Here is a 19,070-nt window from a genome sequence, read left to right as displayed (position 1 = left end):
TTTCCTGTTGTGGAAACCTGGGGCGGTTGACCCCGGCAGCCCCCGGCCGGGAGCATCGACTACGGCAGTCGTACTCCACGCCCCGGGGGCAAGATGCTACGGAAGCTGTCCGGCGACCCGGACTGCAAGAACGGGACCTGTCCGACCCTGTGGGGCACTGAGGACGCCGAGCACTACGTCGTCCAGGGGTACGTCGTCACCGACCCCGAGCGACTGGCGCAGCTCGGCCTTCCCGACGGGGAGAGTGCCGTCGTCGTGCCCGCTTCCGTACTGGAGGAGTACTTCCGTGCTCGCCGGTGAGCAGTTCGGGCGGCTCTTCGAGTCCTTCGAGCGGACGGCGTTCCGGCTGGAGACTCTGGCCGTGTACGACGTCGAGGAGGAGGCGGACGAGTTCGGCCGTTTCCTGGCCGGTGAACCCATGGGCCCGGAGTGGGAGGACAATCCCTGGATCCGGTCGATGACCGACAGGGGCAAGCAGGTGGCCCGGGTCCACGTGCTGACCTCGCCGCTCACGGACTATCTGCGCTACGAACTCTCCGCGTATCCCGGCAACATCAGTGCTGGGGAGAGCATCGGGATCATCGATCTGGCGGACGGCCCCGGTCCCGCTCTGCCGGATCACGACTTCTGGCTCTTCGACGACCGTGAGGTGTACCGCATGCACTACACGAGCGCGGGCAGGTTCATCGGCGCGGAGCCGTTGACGTCCCCCCGGCTGCCCGAGTACCGCGCGTACCGGGACGCCGCACAGACTGCCGCCGTGCCCTTCTCGGAGTACTGGGAGCGCCACCGCTGACCGCGGACGGATCCCTCGGCAAGGCCCTGCGGGCACTGCGCGCGGCATCGCGACTCACCGGCGAGACCGTGGCCCGCAGGGCCTCCATGTCCGCGAGCAAGCTCTCGAAGATCGAACACGGCCGGGTCCTGCCGACCGTCCAGGACGTCGATCTGATCCTGTCGGCTCTCGGTGTGTCGGACGACGTCAAGGCAGGGTTCCTGGAAACCGCCAGGGCAGCCGCCACCGAGGAGACGGCGTGGCGCCTGCTGCGCCGCCTGGGCCCGTGGAAACACCAGCAGACCATCAGGGCCATCGAGGCGGGAACCACCGTTCTCAGGCTGTTTCAGGGTCAGTTGATCCCCGGGCTCCTTCAGACGCCGGAGTACGCGTCGGCCGTACTCTCCCTGCCTCCGGCGCTTCCCGAGGAAACCAGGACCCGCACGGTGGCGGCCCGCATGGAACGGCAAGCCGTCCTGTACGAATCCGGCCGGTCCTTTCACTTCCTGATCTGCGAGCACGTCGTGCGGTGGCTGATCTGCGAACCCGTCGTGATGGCTCTGCAGCTCGACCGTCTGATGTCGCTGTCCCGGCTCCCGGCCGTACGCATCGGAGTGGTGCCGCTCGACGCCCGAATGCCGGACTTCCCCATGACCTGCTTCAGCCTGCACGACGACCGGCTGGTCATCGTGGAGACGTTCCACTCCGAGCTGACCACCAGAGATCCCAAGGACATCCAGACCTACGTCCGGACGTTCGCACGGTTCGCGGCCGTCGCCCTTTACGGCGAGCCCATGCGCACGCTGGTCGCCCATGTTCGGGACGGCTTCTTGCCCCAACAGGAAAGCCCCTAGCCCGAGTCGGCGGGCGGCTGGAGCATGGGGATCCGCGGCGCGGAACGGAATGCGCGCGGCGAACGCGGCGAGAGGCGGCGCAGGGTGGAGATGCATGAATGGCGGGGCGGATGGGACCGGGCTCAGGAAGCCACTCAGGCCCTGAAATCGGCCCTTGAGGGGCTCGGGGTGCCCGAGGGGCAGACGGTTCGGTTGCGGCCCACCGTCAGTGGCCGGGGCACGCCCTGGGTGGACGTCGGCATGGTCCCCGCGCACGTGGCTGTGCGGATCGCGGAGGCGGTGGTGGCCGGGAACGTCTGAGGCAGCGGCCGGGCTCGCTCACTTGCTTCAGCGGAGTGCTTCCCTGCGGGACCGTAGGGTGTGCGGATGGGCATCAGTCAGGTCCTGGGGACCGATCCTGGCACAGGCGCGGCGGGCTCGACCCTGTTCGGCAGGGGGCGGCGGGCCGGGTGGCGTGTGCCGGTGGTGGTGACGCTGGCGGTGCTGCCGCTGTACGTGGTGTGGGCGCTCGTTCTCGCCACCGGGGGCGGGGATCTGGCCGCTCAGCTCGCCTGGGCCGGGTTCGCCTCCCGGCACCCGGGGTCGGCGTACAACCTCTCGTGGTACGGCGGCGCGCATACCGCCAACTACAGCCTGCTGACGCCGTGGTTGATGGCTGCGTTCGGGGTGCGCACGGTGTCGGTGGCGGCGGGACTGTGCGGTACGTGGCTGATGGCGTTGCTCTTCGTGCGCGCGGAGGGTGCGCGGGGTGGCCGGGGCGTGTGGCCCGCGGTGCTCGCTGCGGCGGCGTTGTGGTGCAACGTCGTGTCGGGGCGTACGACCTTCGCCACGGGGGTCGTCTTCGCGCTGGCGGGATGCGTGCTGGTGCAGGGGCTCACGCGGGGTGCGGTGGGGCCCGCTGGGGAGCGGCGCTCTCGGAGGAGGCTGGTGCTCGCGGGGGTGAGCAGTGCTCTCGCGACGATGGCCAGCCCCGTTGCCGGGCTCTTCCTGGTCGTGGTGGCCGCCGCGTACGCGCTGGACCGGCAGTGGGGCAAGGCCGCCGTCCTGGGCGTGCCGCCCTGCGCGGTCGTCGGCGCCACCACCCTCCTCTTCCCCTTCGAGGGCGAACAGCCCATGGCGGTCGGCAAGTTGTGGATGCCGCTCGCCGTCTGCGCCGCGCTGCTGCTCGCCGCGCCGCCCTCGCGTACCTGGCGGGTCGTGCGCCTCGGGGCGGCCGTGTACGCGCTGGGGGTCGTCCTCACGTACCTCGTGGCCTCGCCCGTCGGCACCAACGTCGAGCGGCTCCTCGGGCTCGCTGGGCCGCCCGTGCTGCTCGCCGCGGTCCTCGCGCCCGGGCTCGGCAAGGTACGGCGGGTCGTGCTGGTGGTGGTCCTGCTCGTCTCCGTCAACTGGCTGCGGGACAAGACCGACGACGACCTCCGGGTGTCCACCGCCACGCCCGCGTGGGCTGTGGAGACCGACGGGCTCGTCGGTGAGCTGCGCCGGCTCGGCGCGGACCGGACGCGGGTGGAGGTGGTGCCCGCGCGCAACCACCGCGAGGCGGCGGTGCTCTCGGCGTACGTCAACACCGCGCGCGGCTGGAACCGGCAGCTGGACGTGGAGCGGGGGCGGCTGTTCTACGACGGGTCGTTCTCCGCCGGGACGTACCGGGCGTGGCTGGACCGGTGGGCCGTCGGGTTCGTCGTCCTCCACGACGGGCTGCCGGACGGGCCCGCCACGGCGGAGGCGGCCCTGGTGCGCAGCGGGCCGGAGTGGCTGGAGCGGGTGTGGGGGGACGCGCACTGGACCGTGTACCGGGTGCGGGGGGCCGTGCCGCTGGTGTCGGCGCCGGGGGTGGTGGTGCGGGGGGACGACGCGTCGGTGGTGGTGCGGATGCCCCGGGCGGGGTCGGTGACCTTGCGGGTCGCGTACTCGCCGTGGTTGCGGGTGGACGGGGGGGCGTGTCTGTCCCGGGACGGGGAGTTCGTGCGGGTCGCCGTGCGGCGGGCGGGGGTGTATCGGGTGGGGTCTTCCTATCGGTGGGGGCGGGGGTGCTGACCCGGGGGGGTCGGGCTGTTGTGCGGGGGCGGGCCGTGTGTGGCTGGTCGCGCCGTTCCCCGCGCCCCTCAACCCCGATTTCGGCCGCGGGCCGTGGGGGGCTGAGCGCGCAGTTCCCCGCGCCCCTGAGGGGGACGGGGCACCCGGGGCGTGAAGGTCAGCCCCCCGCCCGTCAAGGGGACGGGTGCCCCGAAGCGTAAAAGTCAGCCCCGGCGTCCCCGCGCCCCTCAGGGGGACGGGTGCCCCCCGGGCGGGAAGGCCAGCCCCGCCCCCGGCGCCCCGCGCCCCCTCCAAGGACCCGGCGCACCCGGAGCGTTGACGCGCGCCCAGGGGGACGGGGCACCCGGAGAGGCAGGTTCAGCCCGGAATCCGGGCCCGCTCCCCACCCCCCAGCCCCCCTCCCCTCAGCTCAGCTCAGCTCAGCTCAGATCGTCGCCGTGTCGATCACGAAGCGGTAGCGCACGTCGCTCGCCTGTACCCGCTCGTACGCCTCGTTCACCTGGTCCGCGCGGATCAGTTCGATCTCCGCGCCCAGGCCGTGCTCGGCGCAGAAGTCCAGCATCTCCTGGGTCTCCGCGATGCCGCCGATCATCGAACCGGCGAGGATCTTGTTGCCGCCGATGAGGCCGAACATGTTGAGGGAGTTCGGCTCCTCGGGGGCGCCGACGTTCACCAGCGCGCCGCCGGGCTTGAGGAGCGAGAGGTAGGCGCCGAGGTCCAGCGGGGCCGAGACCGTCGAGACGATCAGGTCGAGGGAGCCGGCGAGCTTGGTGAAGGTCTCCGGGTCGCTGGTGGCGTGGAAGTGGTCCGCGCCCAGCTTCAGCCCGTCCTCCTGCTTGCGCAGCGTCTGGCTGAGCACGGTCACCTCGGCGCCGAGCGCGTGCGCGATCTTGACGCCCATGTGGCCGAGGCCGCCCAGGCCCAGGATCGCGACCTTCTTCCCCGGGCCCGCCTGCCAGCGCTTGAGCGGCGAGTACAGGGTGATTCCGGCGCACAGCAGCGGCGCGGCCACGTCGAGGGCGAGGGCGTCGGGGATGCGGACGGCGAAGCGGTCGCTGACCACGACGTGGGTGGAGTAGCCGCCGTAGGTGGGCTCCCCGTCGCGGCCGACGGCGTTGTACGTGCCCACGGCCTGGGCGCAGAACTGCTCCTGCCCGGCCGCGCACTGCTCGCACTCGCCGCAGGAGTCGACGAAGCAGCCGACGCCGACCCGGTCGCCGACGGCGTACTTGGTGACGCCGGAGCCCACCTCGGTGACCACACCGGCGATCTCGTGGCCGGGGACCATCGGGAAGATGGCCTCGCCCCAGCCCTCGCGGACCTGGTGGATGTCGGAGTGGCAGATACCGGCGTACTTGATCTCGATCAGGATGTCGTGGGGGCCGACGGGGCGGCGCTCGATCGTGGTGCGCTCCAGCGGGGCCTTGGCGGCGGGGGCGGCGTAGGCGGCGACGGTGGTCATTGCCTTGACTCCTCGTGCTTGTCGGGTACGTCCACCACGCTGCCCCACCTTGCGCGTGCCACCCACCCCCCTGTCCTTCGTACGTCCGCTGTGCGTACCACTGGCAGGGTCAGGCTCACGGTCGTACGACGGCGGATACTTGGATGTCATGGACCAGCGTGCCGAACTCAGCGAATTCCTCCGCTCCCGCCGGGCCCGGCTCAAGCCCGGGGACGTGGGCCTGCCCGACTTCGGGCGGCACCGCCGTGTGCCGGGGCTGCGCCGGGAGGAGCTGGCCCAGCTCGCCGGGGTGTCGGTGGCGTACTACACCCGGCTTGAGCAGGGGAACGGGCAGAACGTGTCGGCCGAGGTGCTCGACGCCATCGCGCGGGCGCTGCGGCTGACCGACGCCGAGCAGCAGCACCTCACGCACCTGGCGAAGCCGACCGCGGCCAAGAAGAAGAAGGCCGGGCTCTCCCGTCAGGTGCAGCTCAGGCCGCAGCTGAGGCATCTGATCGACTCCATGGAGTCGGTGCCCGCGTACGTCCTGGGCCGCCGGCTGGACCTGCTGGCCTGGAACCGGATGGCCGCCGCCCTGATCGGCGACTTCGTCTCGCTCCCGGCGGAGGAGCGCAACCTCGCCCGGCACGTCTTCCTCGACCCGGTCGCCCGCGAGCGGTATCTGGAGTGGGAGGACAAGGCGGCCGAGGTGGTCGGCGTGCTGCGGCTGTGCGCGGGCTGCTACCCGGACGACCCGCTGCTCACGGCGCTGGTGGGCGAGCTGTCGGTGAAGAGCGACGAGTTCCGTACGCTGTGGGCCGCCCACACCGTCCGCCAGAAGGGCCACGGCACGAAGCGGCTGCACCACCCGGTGGTGGGCGAGCTGACGCTGTCGTACGAGACGCTGAAGCTGCCCGAGGAGCACGACCTGTCGCTGGTGACGTACTACGCGGAGCCGGGCTCGCCCTCGGCGGACTCGCTGCGGCTGCTGGCGAGCTGGGCGGCCGCTCCGGACCCGGACGACGCGGATTCCGGTGGCCGCCCCGCTCCGGTCGCACCGCCGACGCGCTCCTCGTGACCCGAGGACGGCCACGGCCGCACGAGAACGGCGACGGCCGCGCCCGGGGAGACCGGGCGCGGCCGTCGCCGCTGCTGTACAGGTCGTACGGCCGTGTGCGGGGTACCGACGGCCGTACGGAGCCGTACGGGGTAGGGATCAGACCGCCGAACCGGCCTTCCACGCCGACCAGCTCATGTTCCAGTCGCTGAAGCCGTTGTCGGGCGTGATGGTCTTGTCGCCGGTGTTCTTGACGACGACCACGTCACCGACGATGGAGTGCTCGTAGAACCAGGCGGCCGCGGTGTTCGGGTCGCCGGCGCCCTTGGTGTCGGACAGGCCGACACAGCCGTGGCTGGTGTTGGCGCTGCCGAAGATGGACTTGGCGCCCCAGTAGTTGCCGTGGATGAACGTGCCGGAGGCCGACAGGCGCATGGCGTGCGGGACGTCCTTGATGTCGTACTCGCCCTTGCCGTCGCCGTCCGTGAAGCCGACGGTGGCGCCGTTCATCCGGGTCTCCTTGAACTTCTCGGAGATCACCATGGTGCCGTTGTACGTCTTGTGGTCGGGCGCGCCCGCCGAGATCGGGATCGTCTTGACGGTCCTGCCGTCCTGGGTGACGGTCATCTGGTGGGTCTTGGCGTCGACCGTGGAGACCTGGTTGCGGCCGACCTTGAAGGTGACCGTCTTCTCCTGGACGCCGGTGACGCCCGGCTTGGCCTCGACGCCGTCGAGGTCGAGCTTCATGGTCACCGTCGAGCCGGACTTCCAGTAGTCCTGCGGGCGGAAGTCCAGGCGCTGGGCGCCGAACCAGTGCCCGACGACCTCCTGGCCGCTGCTGGAGGTCACCGAGATGTGGGACTGGACGTCCTTCTTGTTGGTGACGGCCTTGTCGAAGGTCACCGACACCGGCATGCCCACGCCGACCGTGGAGCCGGACTCGGGCGTGAAGTTGCCGATGAAGCTGTTGGCGGGCGAGACGGTCGCGAACGCGGAGTTCTCGTGCGCCTGACGGCCCTTGGCGTCCTCGGCGGTCGCCGAGATCTTGTACTTGGCGGAGCGCTTGAGCTGCTTGTCCGGCGTCCAGCTCAGCCCGTCCGCGGATATCTTCCCCGCGACCGGCGTGCCCTCGGCGGACGTCATGACCACCGAGGTCAGCTTGCCGTCGACCACCGACACCTTGGTGTCGTTGTTGATGCCGACGTTGTCGGCGCCGTTCTTGGGCGTGATGGTGATCTTCGCGTCGGAGGTGTCCTTCTCGGCCGCCTTGTCGACCTGGGACTGCGACGACTTCGAGGCGTCGGCGCTGCCCCCGTCCTTGCCGTCGTCGTTGCAGGCCGACAGCAGCAGTACACCGCCGAGCACCGCGGACGCGGCCACAAGACCCTTGCGCCGCTTACTCTCCGTTATCACACGCTTCTCCATCGTTGCCGGTCCCCCAGGCCATCGACTGAACAACATAGTCACTGAAGCTGTGGTTCCCCTTCCGGGGGAGGTGTGGGAAACGCCACCCGGGCCGGACGGACCGGCCGGCCCGGGGCGCCCCCGGACGTCACAGCCGCGGGCCGTCGCCCCTGCCCGCTTCGCCCTCTTCGCCGTCCTCTTCGCCGCCCTCTTCGTCCTCTTCGTCGCCCTCATCTTCCTCGTCGAGGTCCCAGTCCTCGTCGTCGGGGTCGTACGCGATCTCCTCGCTGCTCCAGGAGGCCTGCGCGAGTTCGACCCCCGGCACCTGGGCGACCAGGTCGAAGGGATCGACCAGATACGCCAGGGCCTCCGCCTCGTCTTCCCGTACGGCGGACCGGGCATGCGCGCGTTCCTGATCCGGAAGGAGCTCGTCCGCCGCGATGCGCTCCAGGGCCGCGCCGGTCAGCGCCTCCGCGTCATCGATCTCCAGTACCAAATCCACCCGGAGGCGGACATAGCGTGGTGTCTCTTCAGTCGTCATGCGTCGGAGCGTAGGCCTCGCGACCTCCGCGACTTTCCTGCGACCCGCTGCTTTCACTAGCATCGGCGTACACCACCAATTCGCCGTATCCACAAGGGGGATCGACTAGGTGTCCGTCGCTCGCCGGCCTCTGCTCACCGCCACCGCGGCGGGCTCGCTGCTCTGCGCTCTGTGGTTCGTCCCGTCCGCCAACGCCACGGACGAGAAGCCACAGTCGGCCCCGGCCCGCCCGGCGGCCGCCGCGCCCTCCGCCGTGCCCGGGGCCGCGGCGGGCGCCGCACCGGGCACGCAGACGGGTCCCGCCCTCGCCGACACGGGTTCGGTGGACACGTCCCCGTACCTCTTCGGCGGCACGGCCTTCCTCGGCCTGGGGGCCGGGTTCGTCGTCTTCTCGGTGCGCAGGGCGCGCCAGCAGTACTGACCGCGGCGGTACCGGCCGAGGCACGCGGACGTGAAGGGGCGCCCGGGAAGTTCCCGGGCGCCCCTTCACGTGTACCGCGCGGCGGTCAGGCCAGCGGACCGGTGACCGTCTCCACCGCCGCGACCAGGTGCCCGCCGCGTACGAACGCGTCGGCGGCGGCCAGGTCGGGGGCGAGGAAGCGGTCCGGGCCGGGGCCGCCGACTCCCGCTTCCCGGGCGGCGCTGATGGCGGCCCGGGAGGCGGGCGCGGGGGTGAGGCCGTGGCGCAGCTCGATGCCCCGGGTCGCCGCGTACAGCTCGACGGCGATGATCCGGGTCAGGTTGTCGATCGCGGTGCGCAGCTTGCGGGCGGCCGACCAGCCCATGGAGACGTGGTCCTCCTGCATGGCGGAGGACGGGATGGAGTCGGCCGAGGCGGGGACGGCCAGCCGCTTCATCTCGCTGACCAGGGCGGCCTGGGTGTACTGGGCGATCATCAGACCGGAGTCGACACCGGCGTCGTCCGCGAGGAACGGCGGCAGGCCGTGCGAGCGGTTCTTGTCGAGCAGGCGGTCGGTGCGGCGCTCGGCGATGGAGCCGAGGTCGGCGGCGGCGATCGCCAGGAAGTCCAGGACGTAGGCGACGGGGGCGCCGTGGAAGTTGCCGTTGGACTCCACGCGGCCGTCCGGCAGGACGACGGGGTTGTCGACGGCCGAGGCCAGCTCGCGCTCGGCGACGGTGAGGGCGTACGCGATGGTGTCGCGTCCGGCGCCGGCGACCTGCGGGGCGCAGCGCACCGAGTACGCGTCCTGGACGCGCGGGGCCTCGTCCTCCTGGAAGTGCCCGGTCAGACCGGAACCCTTCAGCACGGCCAGCATGTTGGCGGCGGAGGCGCCCTGGCCCGGGTGCGGGCGGATCGCGTGCAGCTCGGGGGCGAGGACCTTGGCGGTGCCGAGCAGCGCCTCCAGGGAGAGCGCGGCGGTGATGTCGGCGGAGGTGTAGAGCTTCTTGAGGTCCGCGAGGGCCATGACCAGCATGCCGAGCATGCCGTCGGTGCCGTTGAGGAGGGCCAGGCCCTCCTTCTCGCGCAGCTCGACGGGCTCGATGCCGGCCTCGGCGAGCAGCTCGCCGGCGGGCCGGACGACGCCGTCGGGGCCCTCCGCGTCGCCCTCGCCCATCAGGGTCATGGCACAGTGCGAGAGCGGCGCGAGGTCGCCGGAGCAGCCGAGCGAGCCGTACTCGTGGACGACGGGCGTGATCCCGGCGTTCAGGATGTCCGCCATGGTCTGCGCGACGGACGGGCGTACGCCGGTGTGACCGGAGGCGACGGTCTTGAGCCGCAGGAACATCAGCGCGCGCACGACCTCGCGCTCCACGCGCGGGCCCATGCCGGCGGCGTGCGAGCGCACGATGTTGCGCTGGAGCTGGGCGCGCAGGTCGGGGCTGATGTGCCGGGTGGCGAGGGCGCCGAACCCGGTGGAGACGCCGTAGACGGGCGCCGGCTTGGCGGCCAGGGCGTCGACGATCCCGCGGGCTCGGGCGAGGGCGTCGAGGGCGTCGGCCGAGAGCTCGACCCTGGCGTTGCGACGAGCGACGGCGACGACGTCCTCCGGGGTCGTCCCGGACGTCCCCACCACGACAGTGTGCATATCCATATTCAGCAGCGTACGGATTGAATCGGCGCGTGTCACTAGTGGGGGGCGGGGTGGGGCGGGGTGGGGCCCGGGGTTCGTGTGCGGGTGGGTGGGGGGTTGCTCGCGCAGTTCCCCGCGCCCCTGGGGGTCCGGGGCTCGCCCTGCGGATGAGCTGGGACCGGTCGCGCCCCCCGGCCCGGGTTCGTGTGCGGGTGGGGGTGGGTTGCTCGCGCAGTTCCCCGCACCCCTGGCGGTCCGGGGCTCGCCCTGCGGGTAAGCGGGGGCCGGCCGCGCCCCCGGCCCAGGTTCGACTGCGGGTGAGTGGAGGGTTGCTCGCGGAGTTCCCCGCGCCCCTGGGAGGTCCGGGGCTCCGGCGCCAGTGCGCTCGGCCTGTCCGGCGCCCCCGGGGGCCGCAGGCCCTTAAGGGGCGCGGGGAACTGCGCGGGCAACCCCCACCCGCCCGCAGGCGTACACGAGACCCGGGGGGGGCCGCAGGCCCCTTCAAGGGGCGCGGGGAACTGCGCGGGCAACCCCCACCCGCCCGCAGGCGTACACGAGACCCGGGAGCCGCAGGCACCTTCAAGGGGCGCGGGGAACTGCGCGAGCAACCCACCACCGGGCCGCAGACGGAAAAGGGGGTCCAGGGGCCGGCCGCGGGGTGCGGGGGCTTCAGGGGGGCGGGGGCCCCGGGGATGCGGCCCGCGGGTCAGGGTGTGCCGCGGCCGCGGAAGCGGCGGCGCTCCCCCCGCTCCGGCCCCGCCGAATCCGCGAGCTGCACCACCGCCCCGTCCCGCCCCGCCACCACCGGCGTCGTCGAACGGGCCGCCTTCGCCCGGTACTGCGCCGCGTCCGCCAGGCGGAACAGGCGGCGGGCCGAGCGGACCTGGCCGATGGGGTCGCCCGTGGACGCCACCCCGCACGCCACCCCGTCCCCCAGCTCCAACTCCCCGGCCCGCAGGCACAGTTCGGACGCCACCTCGACCACCTCGTCCGCCTGCGGCCCGGTCGAGAGGAGGCAGAACTCGTCGCCGCCGAGCCGCGCGGCCAGCGCGCCCGGCAGTATCGCGCCGCACAGGGACAGCACCGAGCCGAAGCGCTCGAGCAGCCGGTCCCCCACCGCGTGCCCCCGGGTGTCGTTGACCCGCTTCAGCCCGTTCAGGTCGCACACCACCAGGCTCACCACCGACCCGTCCCGCCGGTGCGCCTCGATCGCCTCGTCGAGACGTACGTCCACCGCCCGCCGGTTGGCCAGGCCGGTCAGCGGGTCGGTGAAGGCGAGGCGGCGGACCTCCTCCAGGCGTTCGGTCTGGGCGATCCCGGCGGCCGCGACGGACGCCAGCACGGTGGCGAAGTCCGCGTCGGAGGCGCCGAAGACGGGCGCGCCCACCGGCCGGGCCACGTACAGCTCGCCCCAGGCGCGCCCGTGCAGCACGATCGGCGCGACCACGCAGCAGCCGCGCCCGCGCCGGCGCAGGGCGGTGACGCGCTCGTGGCAGTAGCCCGCCGAGTCGGCGGGCCCGGCGGCCGTCTCGACCCACGCGTTGGGCTCGCCCCCGCCCGCCCACCGCTCGTGCAGGAACTCGGTGATCTCGGGGAACTGGTGGACCGGATACGTCTCGTCCTCGGGGAACTCCTCCTCCCCCGCGGCCCGTTCGCCCGCGTTCACCAGCACCCGCAGCCGCCCCAGCTCCCGCTCCCAGGTGGAGAGCGCGGCGAAGCTCCCGCCGAGGGCGTCGCGCGCGCCGAGCGCCGCCGCCCGCCAGGACTCGCGCGGGGTGTGGGCCGCCGCCATGGCCTGCGCCAGCGACACCACCGCCCGCAGCCGTGCGTCCTCGGTCCCGCCCACACCCTCACCCTCACCGCGCATCCCTCCAGCTTAGGGAGGTTTGCCCCGGTTTGATCGGTTAGGCTGGGCCAGATCGATCACATTCGATCAAGGTCGGTCATGCACAGATACCCGGGACGGCGCACTCCTCACTCCCCGGGCCACTGCGGCTTCCGCTTCTCGTTGAACGCCGCGACGCCCTCCGCCCGGTCCCCGGAGAACGCCACGGACCGCCACGCCGCGTCCTCGACCTCCAGCCCGGCCCGCAGGTCCAGCCCGTGGCCCAGGCGCATCGCGCGCTTGGCGGCCCGCAGCCCGACCGGCGAGTTCGCCGCGATCCGCCCCGCCAGCTCCAGCGCCCGCGTACGGTCCTCGCCCGCGTCCACCAGCATGTCGACGAGGTTCAGCTCGCGGGCCTCGGCGGCCTCCACCCGCCGTGCGGTGAAGACCAGTTCGGCGGCCCGGGCCGCGCCCACGCGCCGGGGCAGCAGCTGCGTACCGCCGCCGCCGGGGATGACGCCGACCGAGACCTCCGGCAGGCCGACGACGGCCGTCGCGTCCGCCACGATCAGGTCGCAGGCGAGCGCCAGCTCGAACCCGCCGCCGAGCGCGAACCCGTGCACGGCGGCCACCGTCGGCATGGGCAGCTCCAGGACGCCGGTGTAGCAGGCGCGCGCCGTGGGGCGCTGGCGCACCAGCTCGGCGTCGGTGAGGGAGTTGCGCTCCTTGAGGTCGGCGCCCACACAGAAGGCCCGCTCGTGCGTGGAGGTCAGCACGGTCACGCGGACGGTGGGGTCGGCCGCGAGCGCGTCGCAGGCGGCGGCGATCGAGCGGGCCATCTCGGTGGACACCGCGTTCATCGCCTTGGGCCGGTCGAGGACCAGCTCGGCGACGTATGCGTGCCGCCTGACGCCGACGAACTCCCCGTACCGCTGCTCATCCGTGCCCATGAGACCCTCCCGACCGACGTTAACGAACGTTACGTCGGGATCTTAGGCAGGCGGGCGCGCGCCCCGTAAGGGGCCGCTACGCGCCCCGGCGGTGCAGCATCCACGGCTCGACCACGCCGAGCCCGCGCACCGGCCGCTGCCACATGGGCTGGAGCGCGAAGCGGTACTTGGGGGGCTCCTCACCCTCCTTCTCCGCCCGCGCGGCCTCCTCCGCCGCCTGCGTCTCGGAGACCGGCGCGTCGCCCGTACGCGCCAGTTCCTCCGCGAAGGCGCCGTCGACCAGCACCGAGTCCTTGGGCGCTATCGAGGTGAGCCTGCTGGCCAGGTTCACGGTCGTACCGAACACATCGCCCATCCGGGTGGTGACCGTGCCGAAGGCGATGCCCACGCGCAGCGCCGGCATCGTCTCGTCGTGGCCCATGGTCTCGATCAGCCGGAGCGATATCTCCGCGGCCGTCCCGGCGTCGTCGGCCGCGAACAGGACCTCGTCGCCCAGCGTCTTGATGAGCCGGCCGCCGTGCGCGGCCACCAGGTCGGCGGCGGTCGTCTCGAAGGCCTCGACGAGCTCGCCGAGCTCCTCCTCCTCCAGGCGGCGGGTCAGCCGGGTGAAGCCGACGAGGTCCGCGAAGCCGACGGCCAGGCGCCGGTCGACCATCTCCTCGTCGTCGGCGGCCTGCACCACGCGCCCGGTGGCGGCGGCCAGCTGGCGCCGCCACACATAGACGAGGAACTCCTCCAGCTCCGGCAGCAGCAGCTCGACCAGCGGATACGTGACCTCCGTGCGGGTCATGCCGGGCTCGGGCGGCTCGGTCAGGCCCTCCAGGAAGGAATCGATCTGCCATTCGGCCAGCCGGGCGGTGGTCTGCCCGGTGGAGCGGGCCACCTGGACCGCCATGGGCTCGCTGAGCAGCCCCGCCTCGACCAGACCGGCCAGCCGGCGCAGCGCCAGCACGTCGGCCTCGGTGAGCGCCTTGGCCTGGCCGATGTCGGCGAAGCCCATGGCCCGCCAGAACCGGGAGGCCAGCTCCATGGAGACACCGGCGGTCCGGGCGGCCTGGAACGGCGTGTACCGCCGGTCCGCGCCCAGGATCAGCTGCTCCAGACGGATGGCGAGCGGATCGGCGGTGGGCTCGGCGGTGTGGTCCACGACGTGGTGCGGGGTCGGGTAGGCGGAGGGCGCCGGCTCCGAGTGGGGGCCGTCACCCTCGCCGGACTGCGTGTCGTCGACGGTCACCAGCCGCCTCCTGCCCGTTCCCTGCGCATTCCCTGCCGATCTGTCGCTGGATCGGGCTCCACGATACGGCAGGTGTGCCGTAGCTCACGTCCTCGCACCCGTTGCCTTTGTCCCCGGGGCGGTGCAGGGGGGCGAGGGAGCGCGCGCGGGGCGGGCCCGGCGCGCACGCGCTCAGCCCGCCGCCGGGCGCAGGTGGACGATGTCGCCCGCCGCCACCGGCTCGCGCACGCCCTCCTCGGTGGCCAGCACCAGACGCCCGTCGCCGTCGACCGCGACCGCCTCGCCGGTCAGGGCGCGGTCGCCCGGGAGCTCGGCGCGCACGGTCCGGCCGAGGGTGGCGCAGCCCGCCGCGTACGTCTCCTGGAGGCGGGAGGCGGCCGGGTCGCCGCCCGCCTCGCGCCAGTCCACGTACCACTGCTCCAGGGAGCGCAGCACGGCGCGCAGCAGCGTCTCGCGGTCGGTGGAGACCGCGTCCGCCAGTGCCAGCGAACCGGCGGCGGGCACCGGGAGTTCGTCGGCGCGCAGGGTGACGTTGAGGCCGATGCCGACCACCACCGCGTCCCGGCCCGCCCGCTCGGCCAGGATCCCGCCCGCCTTGCGCTCCTCGCCGCCGACCGTGACCAGGAGGTCGTTGGGCCACTTCAGCGCGGTGTCCACCCCGGCGGCGCGGGACAGACCGGTGGCCACCGCCACCCCGGTGAGCAGCGGCAGCCACCCCCAGCGCTCCACCGGGACGCCCGCGCCGGGCCGCAGCAGCACGGAGAAGAACAGGCCCGAGCGGGGCGGCGCCGACCAGCTGCGGTCCAGGCGGCCGCGCCCGGCGGTCTGCTCCTCGGCGATCAGGACCGCGCCCTCGGGCAGCTCGTCGGCCCGGGCGGTCAGGTCGGAGTTGGTCGAGCCGGTCGCCCCGACCACCTCCAGGGAGGTCCACAGGGCGCCGGGCCGCACCAGGGCGTGGCGCAGCGCGGAGGCGTTGAGAGGGGGCCGGTCGAGGTCGGACCAGCGGCTTTCGGATGCGTCCTGGGGCGTCATACGGCCCAGGTTAGGCGCGCGGGCGCAAGCGCACCCCGGTGTGGCAAACGACGCACTGCCGAACGGTAGGCGCGCCACTACCCTACGAGTCAGTAGCCAGCCGAAAACCCGTGACCAGGCAGGGAGCCGCGTCCCGATGTCCGAGCCGGAGCAGCAAGAAGTGACCGACATCCACACGACCGCGGGCAAGCTCGCGGATCTGCGGCGCCGCATCGGGGAGGCGACGCACGCCGGATCCGAGCGCGCGGTGGAAAAGCAGCACGCCAAGGGCAAGTTGACCGCGCGCGAGCGGGTCGACCTGCTCCTCGACGAGGGGTCCTTCGTCGAGCTCGACGAGTTCGCCCGGCACCGCTCGACCAACTTCGGCATCGAGAAGAACCGTCCGTACGGAGACGGTGTCGTCACCGGGTACGGCACGGTCGACGGGCGCCCGGTCTGCGTCTACTCCCAGGACTTCACCATCTTCGGCGGCTCGCTCGGCGAGGTCTACGGCGAGAAGATCGTCAAGGTCATGGACTTCGCGCTGAAGACCGGCTGCCCGGTCATCGGCATCAACGACGGCGGCGGCGCCCGTATCCAGGAGGGCGTGGTCGCGCTCGGCCTGTTCGCCGAGATCTTCCGCCGCAACGTGCACGCCTCGGGTGTGATCCCGCAGATCTCGCTGATCGTCGGCCCCTGCGCGGGCGGCGCGGTCTACTCGCCCGCCATCACGGACTTCACGGTGATGGTCGACCAGACCTCGCACATGTTCATCACGGGACCGGACGTCATCAAGACGGTCACCGGCGAGGACGTCGGCTTCGAGGAGCTGGGCGGCGCGCGCACCCACAACACCACCTCGGGCGTGGCGCACCACATGGCGGGCGACGAGAAGGACGCGATCGAGTACGTCAAGTCGCTGCTCTCGTACCTGCCTTCGAACAACCTGAGCGAGGCCCCGGCCTTCCCCGAGGAGGCCGACCTGGAGGTCTCCGACTCCGACCGGGAGCTGGACACCCTCATCCCGGACTCCGCGAACCAGCCGTACGACATGCACACGGCCATCGAGCACGTCCTGGACGACGGCGAGTTCCTGGAGACGCAGGCGCTGTTCGCGCCGAACATCATCACCGGGTTCGGGCGCGTCGAGGGCTACCCGGTCGGCATCGTCGCCAACCAGCCGATGCAGTTCGCGGGCTGTCTGGACATCAACGCCTCGGAGAAGGCCGCGCGTTTCGTGCGGACCTGCGACGCCTTCAACGTCCCGGTGATCACCTTCGTGGACGTGCCGGGCTTCCTGCCGGGCGTGGACCAGGAGTACGGCGGCATCATCCGGCGCGGCGCCAAGCTGATCTACGCGTACGCCGAGGCGACCGTCCCGCTGATCACGGTCATCACCCGCAAGGCGTTCGGCGGCGCGTACGACGTCATGGGCTCCAAGCACCTGGGCGCCGACCTCAACGTGGCCTGGCCGACCGCGCAGATCGCGGTGATGGGCGCGCAGGGCGCGGTGAACATCCTGCACCGGCGCACGATCGCCGCCGCCGACGATCAGGAGGCGACCCGCGCGCAGCTGATCTCGGAGTACGAGGACACGCTCCTCAACCCGTACATCGCGGCCGAGCGCGGCTACGTGGACGCCGTGATCATGCCGTCCGAAACCCGTGCCCACGTCGTACGGGGTCTGCGTCAGCTGCGGACGAAGCGGGAAAGCCTTCCTCCCAAGAAGCACGGCAACATCCCCCTCTAGGCCCCAAGGAGCGGTCATGATCAAGGTCGTACGGGGCAATCCCACTCCGGAGGAGCTCGCCGCCGCACTGGCGGTGGTCCGCGCGCGCGCCGCGGCGACGGCTTCCGCGCCGTCCGGCGCGCCGCTGCCCCCCGAGGACTGGTCCGACCCGGCGCGCATCGCCCGCCACCCGGTGCCGCGTCCGGGCCCGCGCTCCTGGGCGCGCACCTACTGGCCGGCCTAGGCCCTCTCCAGGGCGGGCCGCCTCCGTACGTACGGAGGCGGCCCGCCTTGAGTACCCGTACTCAGGCGCCCGGCCGTTTCCCGCCGCAGTATCGAAAGCATGCTGTGGTCCGACCCGAAGAACGAGCCGCCCGAGGAACTGCGCGAGGCGCAGGCGAAGATGCGCCGCGCGGGCCTCGTCCTCGCCCTGCTCATGGTGCTGGCGATGTTCGTCGTCAGCATCCGCTGAGCGCTGTCTACGATGACCGTATGACTGCCCCCGCACGCCGCCTCGTCCTCGCCTCCGCCTCCCCCGCCCGGCTCGGTCTGCTGCGCCAGGCCGGTCTCGCGCCGGAGGTCATCGTCAGCGGGGTCGACGAGGACGCCCTCACCGCCCCCACCCCCGGCGAGCTCGCCCTGGTCCTCGCCGAGGCCAAGGCCGACGCGGTGGCCGCCCGCCCGGAGGCCGCCGGAGCCCTGCTCATCGGCTGCGACTCGGTGCTGGAGCTGGACGGCGAGGCGCTGGGCAAGCCCGCCGACGCCGAGGAGGCCACGGCCCGCTGGAAGTCCATGCGCGGGCGCTCCGGCGTGCTGCGCACGGGCCACTGCGTGATCGACACAGCGACCGGCCGCCGCGCCTCGGCCACCGCGTCCACCACGGTCCGCTTCGGCGAGCCCAGCGACGCGGAGGTGGCCGCGTACGTGGCGAGCGGCGAACCCCTTCACGTGGCGGGCGCGTTCACCCTGGACGGCCGCTCGGCCCCGTTCGTGAACGGCATCGACGGCGACCCCGGCAACGTCATCGGCCTCTCCCTGCCGCTGCTGCGCACGCTGCTGGCGGAGCTGGACATCGCGATCACGGACCTGTGGGCGGACCGCTGACCGGCGCTCAGGCGGCGGCCGGCTCCGGCGGGGTCCCGTTGCCCGGCGGGGCCTCGACGGGCTGCCCGTCCTCGGGCTCGGCCGGCAGCGGGGGCGCGGCGTACATCAGCAGGGCGAGGACGACCAGGGCCAGCACCAGCATCATGAAGGCGAACGCGGGCCAGCCCATCAGCCCGACCGTCAGCGCCCCCAGCACGCCGTGCACCACCGCGCAGGTGATGAGCAGGATCCGGCCGAACCGGCCGGGCGCGCGGTCGCGTACGCCGGTGAACAGCAGGATGGCGCCGCACACGGCCAGATAGAGGCCGAAGACCGCGCCCATGACGTACGTGGCGGTCGACATGGTGCCCGAGTCGATCCCGCCCAGCGACATGTTCTGCTCGTGCACGACCCGGCCGAGGAACCAGTTCACCAGCACGAAGCCGACGGCCTCGCCCAGAAGAACGATCGCGCCCACCACGGCCACCGCTCTGCGCGCCACGGCGCACCACCCCCCTGCTGACACCCAGCCCCTGTTACCGGTAGTACGTCTGACAACCGAACGCTACTCATGGGTAAACCCCTGGGCAAGGGTCCTGCACGCCGAGGGGGACCACGATCTCGTGACGGCAAAGAATCATTCGGCCATTCGTAGGGACTCCACAAAGAATGTGAGGCGCCCCCTGGCCTTCGGGACAGAGACCTTGACCACACCGGAAGGCTAATGTGCCGGGCAGGGACCCGGCGTACCGTGGTGCGACAAGGGATTTCGCGACATGAGCGAGCCGCGCGTCACACTCCGTGTGGGCAACCTCACCACGGGGGACGGGTCGTGCGCCGGTGTACGGCTTCCCTAAACTCAGCTTGTTTTCAAGGAGGGAGCCATCGTGCGCAAGGTGCTCATCGCCAACCGTGGCGAAATCGCTGTCCGCGTTGCCCGGGCGTGTCGGGACGCCGGGATCGCCAGCGTAGCCGTCTACGCCGACCCGGACCGGGACGCATTGCACGTCCGCGCGGCCGACGAGGCGTTCGCCCTGGGCGGTGACACCCCGGCCGCCAGCTACCTGGACATCGCCAAGGTCCTCCAGGCCGCCGC

The 19,070-nt window shown here is 72.4% G+C and carries 21 protein-coding genes; 12 read left to right on the top strand and 9 right to left on the bottom strand.

Features of this window, described 5'->3' with window-relative positions; all coding sequences use genetic code 11:
- The first annotated feature begins 93 nt into the window (after positions 1–93).
- The 5 genes from ABZ404_RS30565 to ABZ404_RS30545 all read left to right on the top strand — a co-directional run bounded on the left by ABZ404_RS30565 (position 94) and on the right by ABZ404_RS30545 (position 3,666).
- Positions 94–300 (top strand): hypothetical protein, encoded by a 207-nt coding sequence (locus ABZ404_RS30565; protein ID WP_358834833.1) that lies wholly within the window; start codon positions 94–96, stop codon positions 298–300.
- Entirely contained in the window at positions 287–796 is a 510-nt protein-coding gene (locus tag ABZ404_RS30560) for a DUF6879 family protein (protein WP_358834832.1), read from the top strand. Before ABZ404_RS30565 ends, ABZ404_RS30560 begins: the two co-directional genes overlap by 14 nt.
- On the top strand, positions 778–1,629 hold the full coding sequence (locus tag ABZ404_RS30555; protein WP_358834849.1) for a helix-turn-helix transcriptional regulator: 852 nt from the start codon (positions 778–780) through the stop codon (positions 1,627–1,629). Before ABZ404_RS30560 ends, ABZ404_RS30555 begins: the two co-directional genes overlap by 19 nt.
- 168 nt (positions 1,630–1,797) lie before the next feature.
- Complete coding sequence (locus ABZ404_RS30550) at positions 1,798–1,929, top strand: hypothetical protein (RefSeq protein WP_358834831.1); 132 nt, start codon at positions 1,798–1,800, stop codon at positions 1,927–1,929.
- Positions 1,930–2,085: 156 nt separating this feature from the next.
- Positions 2,086–3,666: a hypothetical protein gene (locus tag ABZ404_RS30545; protein ID WP_358834848.1), complete on the top strand. Its 1,581-nt coding sequence runs from the start codon at positions 2,086–2,088 to the stop codon at positions 3,664–3,666.
- 424 nt (positions 3,667–4,090) lie between these two features.
- On the opposite strand, the gene ABZ404_RS30540 is transcribed toward ABZ404_RS30545, so the two are convergent.
- Entirely contained in the window at positions 4,091–5,128 is a 1,038-nt protein-coding gene (locus ABZ404_RS30540; protein WP_358834830.1) for an NAD(P)-dependent alcohol dehydrogenase, read from the bottom strand.
- A gap of 148 nt (positions 5,129–5,276) precedes the next feature.
- Between ABZ404_RS30540 and ABZ404_RS30535 the strand changes: the two genes are divergently transcribed.
- Positions 5,277–6,185 (top strand): helix-turn-helix transcriptional regulator, encoded by a 909-nt coding sequence (locus ABZ404_RS30535; RefSeq protein ID WP_358834829.1) that lies wholly within the window; start codon positions 5,277–5,279, stop codon positions 6,183–6,185.
- A 138-nt stretch (positions 6,186–6,323) separates the two neighbouring features.
- Here the strand turns inward: ABZ404_RS30535 and ABZ404_RS30530 are convergent, their stop codons facing one another.
- Together ABZ404_RS30530 and ABZ404_RS30525 are read right to left on the bottom strand one after the other, a co-directional pair.
- Positions 6,324–7,589, bottom strand: a complete 1,266-nt coding sequence (locus ABZ404_RS30530) for an Ig-like domain-containing protein (RefSeq protein ID WP_358836254.1) — start codon at positions 7,587–7,589, stop codon at positions 6,324–6,326.
- Between the two features lie 127 nt (positions 7,590–7,716).
- On the bottom strand, positions 7,717–8,109 hold the full coding sequence (locus tag ABZ404_RS30525; RefSeq protein ID WP_358836255.1) for a hypothetical protein: 393 nt from the start codon (positions 8,107–8,109) through the stop codon (positions 7,717–7,719).
- Positions 8,110–8,218: 109 nt separating this feature from the next.
- On the opposite strand from ABZ404_RS30525, the gene ABZ404_RS30520 reads away from it, so the two are divergent.
- Complete coding sequence (locus ABZ404_RS30520) at positions 8,219–8,530, top strand: hypothetical protein (protein ID WP_358836256.1); 312 nt, start codon at positions 8,219–8,221, stop codon at positions 8,528–8,530.
- An 85-nt stretch (positions 8,531–8,615) separates the two neighbouring features.
- On the opposite strand, the gene hutH is transcribed toward ABZ404_RS30520, so the two are convergent.
- The 5 genes from hutH to ABZ404_RS30495 all read right to left on the bottom strand — a co-directional run bounded on the left by hutH (position 8,616) and on the right by ABZ404_RS30495 (position 15,183).
- On the bottom strand, positions 8,616–10,157 hold the full coding sequence (gene hutH / locus ABZ404_RS30515) for a histidine ammonia-lyase (protein WP_358836263.1): 1,542 nt from the start codon (positions 10,155–10,157) through the stop codon (positions 8,616–8,618).
- A 691-nt stretch (positions 10,158–10,848) separates the two neighbouring features.
- Positions 10,849–12,009, bottom strand: a complete 1,161-nt coding sequence (locus ABZ404_RS30510) for a sensor domain-containing diguanylate cyclase (protein ID WP_358836257.1) — start codon at positions 12,007–12,009, stop codon at positions 10,849–10,851.
- Between the two features lie 107 nt (positions 12,010–12,116).
- Positions 12,117–12,917, bottom strand: a complete 801-nt coding sequence (locus tag ABZ404_RS30505; RefSeq protein ID WP_358836258.1) for an enoyl-CoA hydratase-related protein — start codon at positions 12,915–12,917, stop codon at positions 12,117–12,119.
- A 76-nt stretch (positions 12,918–12,993) separates the two neighbouring features.
- A complete protein-coding gene (locus ABZ404_RS30500; protein WP_358836259.1) occupies positions 12,994–14,151 on the bottom strand; it encodes an adenylate/guanylate cyclase domain-containing protein in 1,158 nt (385 codons plus the stop codon).
- Between the two features lie 171 nt (positions 14,152–14,322).
- A complete protein-coding gene (locus tag ABZ404_RS30495; protein WP_358836260.1) occupies positions 14,323–15,183 on the bottom strand; it encodes a biotin--[acetyl-CoA-carboxylase] ligase in 861 nt (286 codons plus the stop codon).
- A gap of 136 nt (positions 15,184–15,319) precedes the next feature.
- Between ABZ404_RS30495 and ABZ404_RS30490 the strand changes: the two genes are divergently transcribed.
- The 4 genes from ABZ404_RS30490 to ABZ404_RS30475 all read left to right on the top strand — a co-directional run bounded on the left by ABZ404_RS30490 (position 15,320) and on the right by ABZ404_RS30475 (position 17,995).
- Positions 15,320–16,912, top strand: coding sequence for an acyl-CoA carboxylase subunit beta (locus ABZ404_RS30490; protein ID WP_358836261.1), 1,593 nt, complete (start codon positions 15,320–15,322; stop codon positions 16,910–16,912).
- Positions 16,913–16,928: 16 nt separating this feature from the next.
- Positions 16,929–17,135, top strand: a complete 207-nt coding sequence (locus ABZ404_RS30485) for an acyl-CoA carboxylase epsilon subunit (protein ID WP_358836262.1) — start codon at positions 16,929–16,931, stop codon at positions 17,133–17,135.
- Between the two features lie 99 nt (positions 17,136–17,234).
- Positions 17,235–17,363, top strand: coding sequence for a hypothetical protein (locus tag ABZ404_RS30480; RefSeq protein WP_358837859.1), 129 nt, complete (start codon positions 17,235–17,237; stop codon positions 17,361–17,363).
- Between the two features lie 20 nt (positions 17,364–17,383).
- Positions 17,384–17,995, top strand: coding sequence for a nucleoside triphosphate pyrophosphatase (locus tag ABZ404_RS30475; protein WP_358837858.1), 612 nt, complete (start codon positions 17,384–17,386; stop codon positions 17,993–17,995).
- Positions 17,996–18,002: 7 nt separating this feature from the next.
- Here the strand turns inward: ABZ404_RS30475 and ABZ404_RS30470 are convergent, their stop codons facing one another.
- Positions 18,003–18,476, bottom strand: coding sequence for a hypothetical protein (locus ABZ404_RS30470; RefSeq protein WP_358837857.1), 474 nt, complete (start codon positions 18,474–18,476; stop codon positions 18,003–18,005).
- 385 nt (positions 18,477–18,861) lie between these two features.
- Here ABZ404_RS30470 and ABZ404_RS30465 point away from each other — a divergent pair.
- Positions 18,862–19,070, top strand: a 209-nt coding sequence (locus ABZ404_RS30465; RefSeq protein WP_358837777.1) for a biotin carboxylase N-terminal domain-containing protein, incomplete at its 3' end; no start/stop codon positions are given.

The organism is Streptomyces sp. NPDC005878, assembly GCF_040629815.1.
Lineage (GTDB): Bacteria > Actinomycetota > Actinomycetes > Streptomycetales > Streptomycetaceae > Streptomyces.
This window is presented reverse-complemented; position numbering and strand designations above follow the sequence as displayed.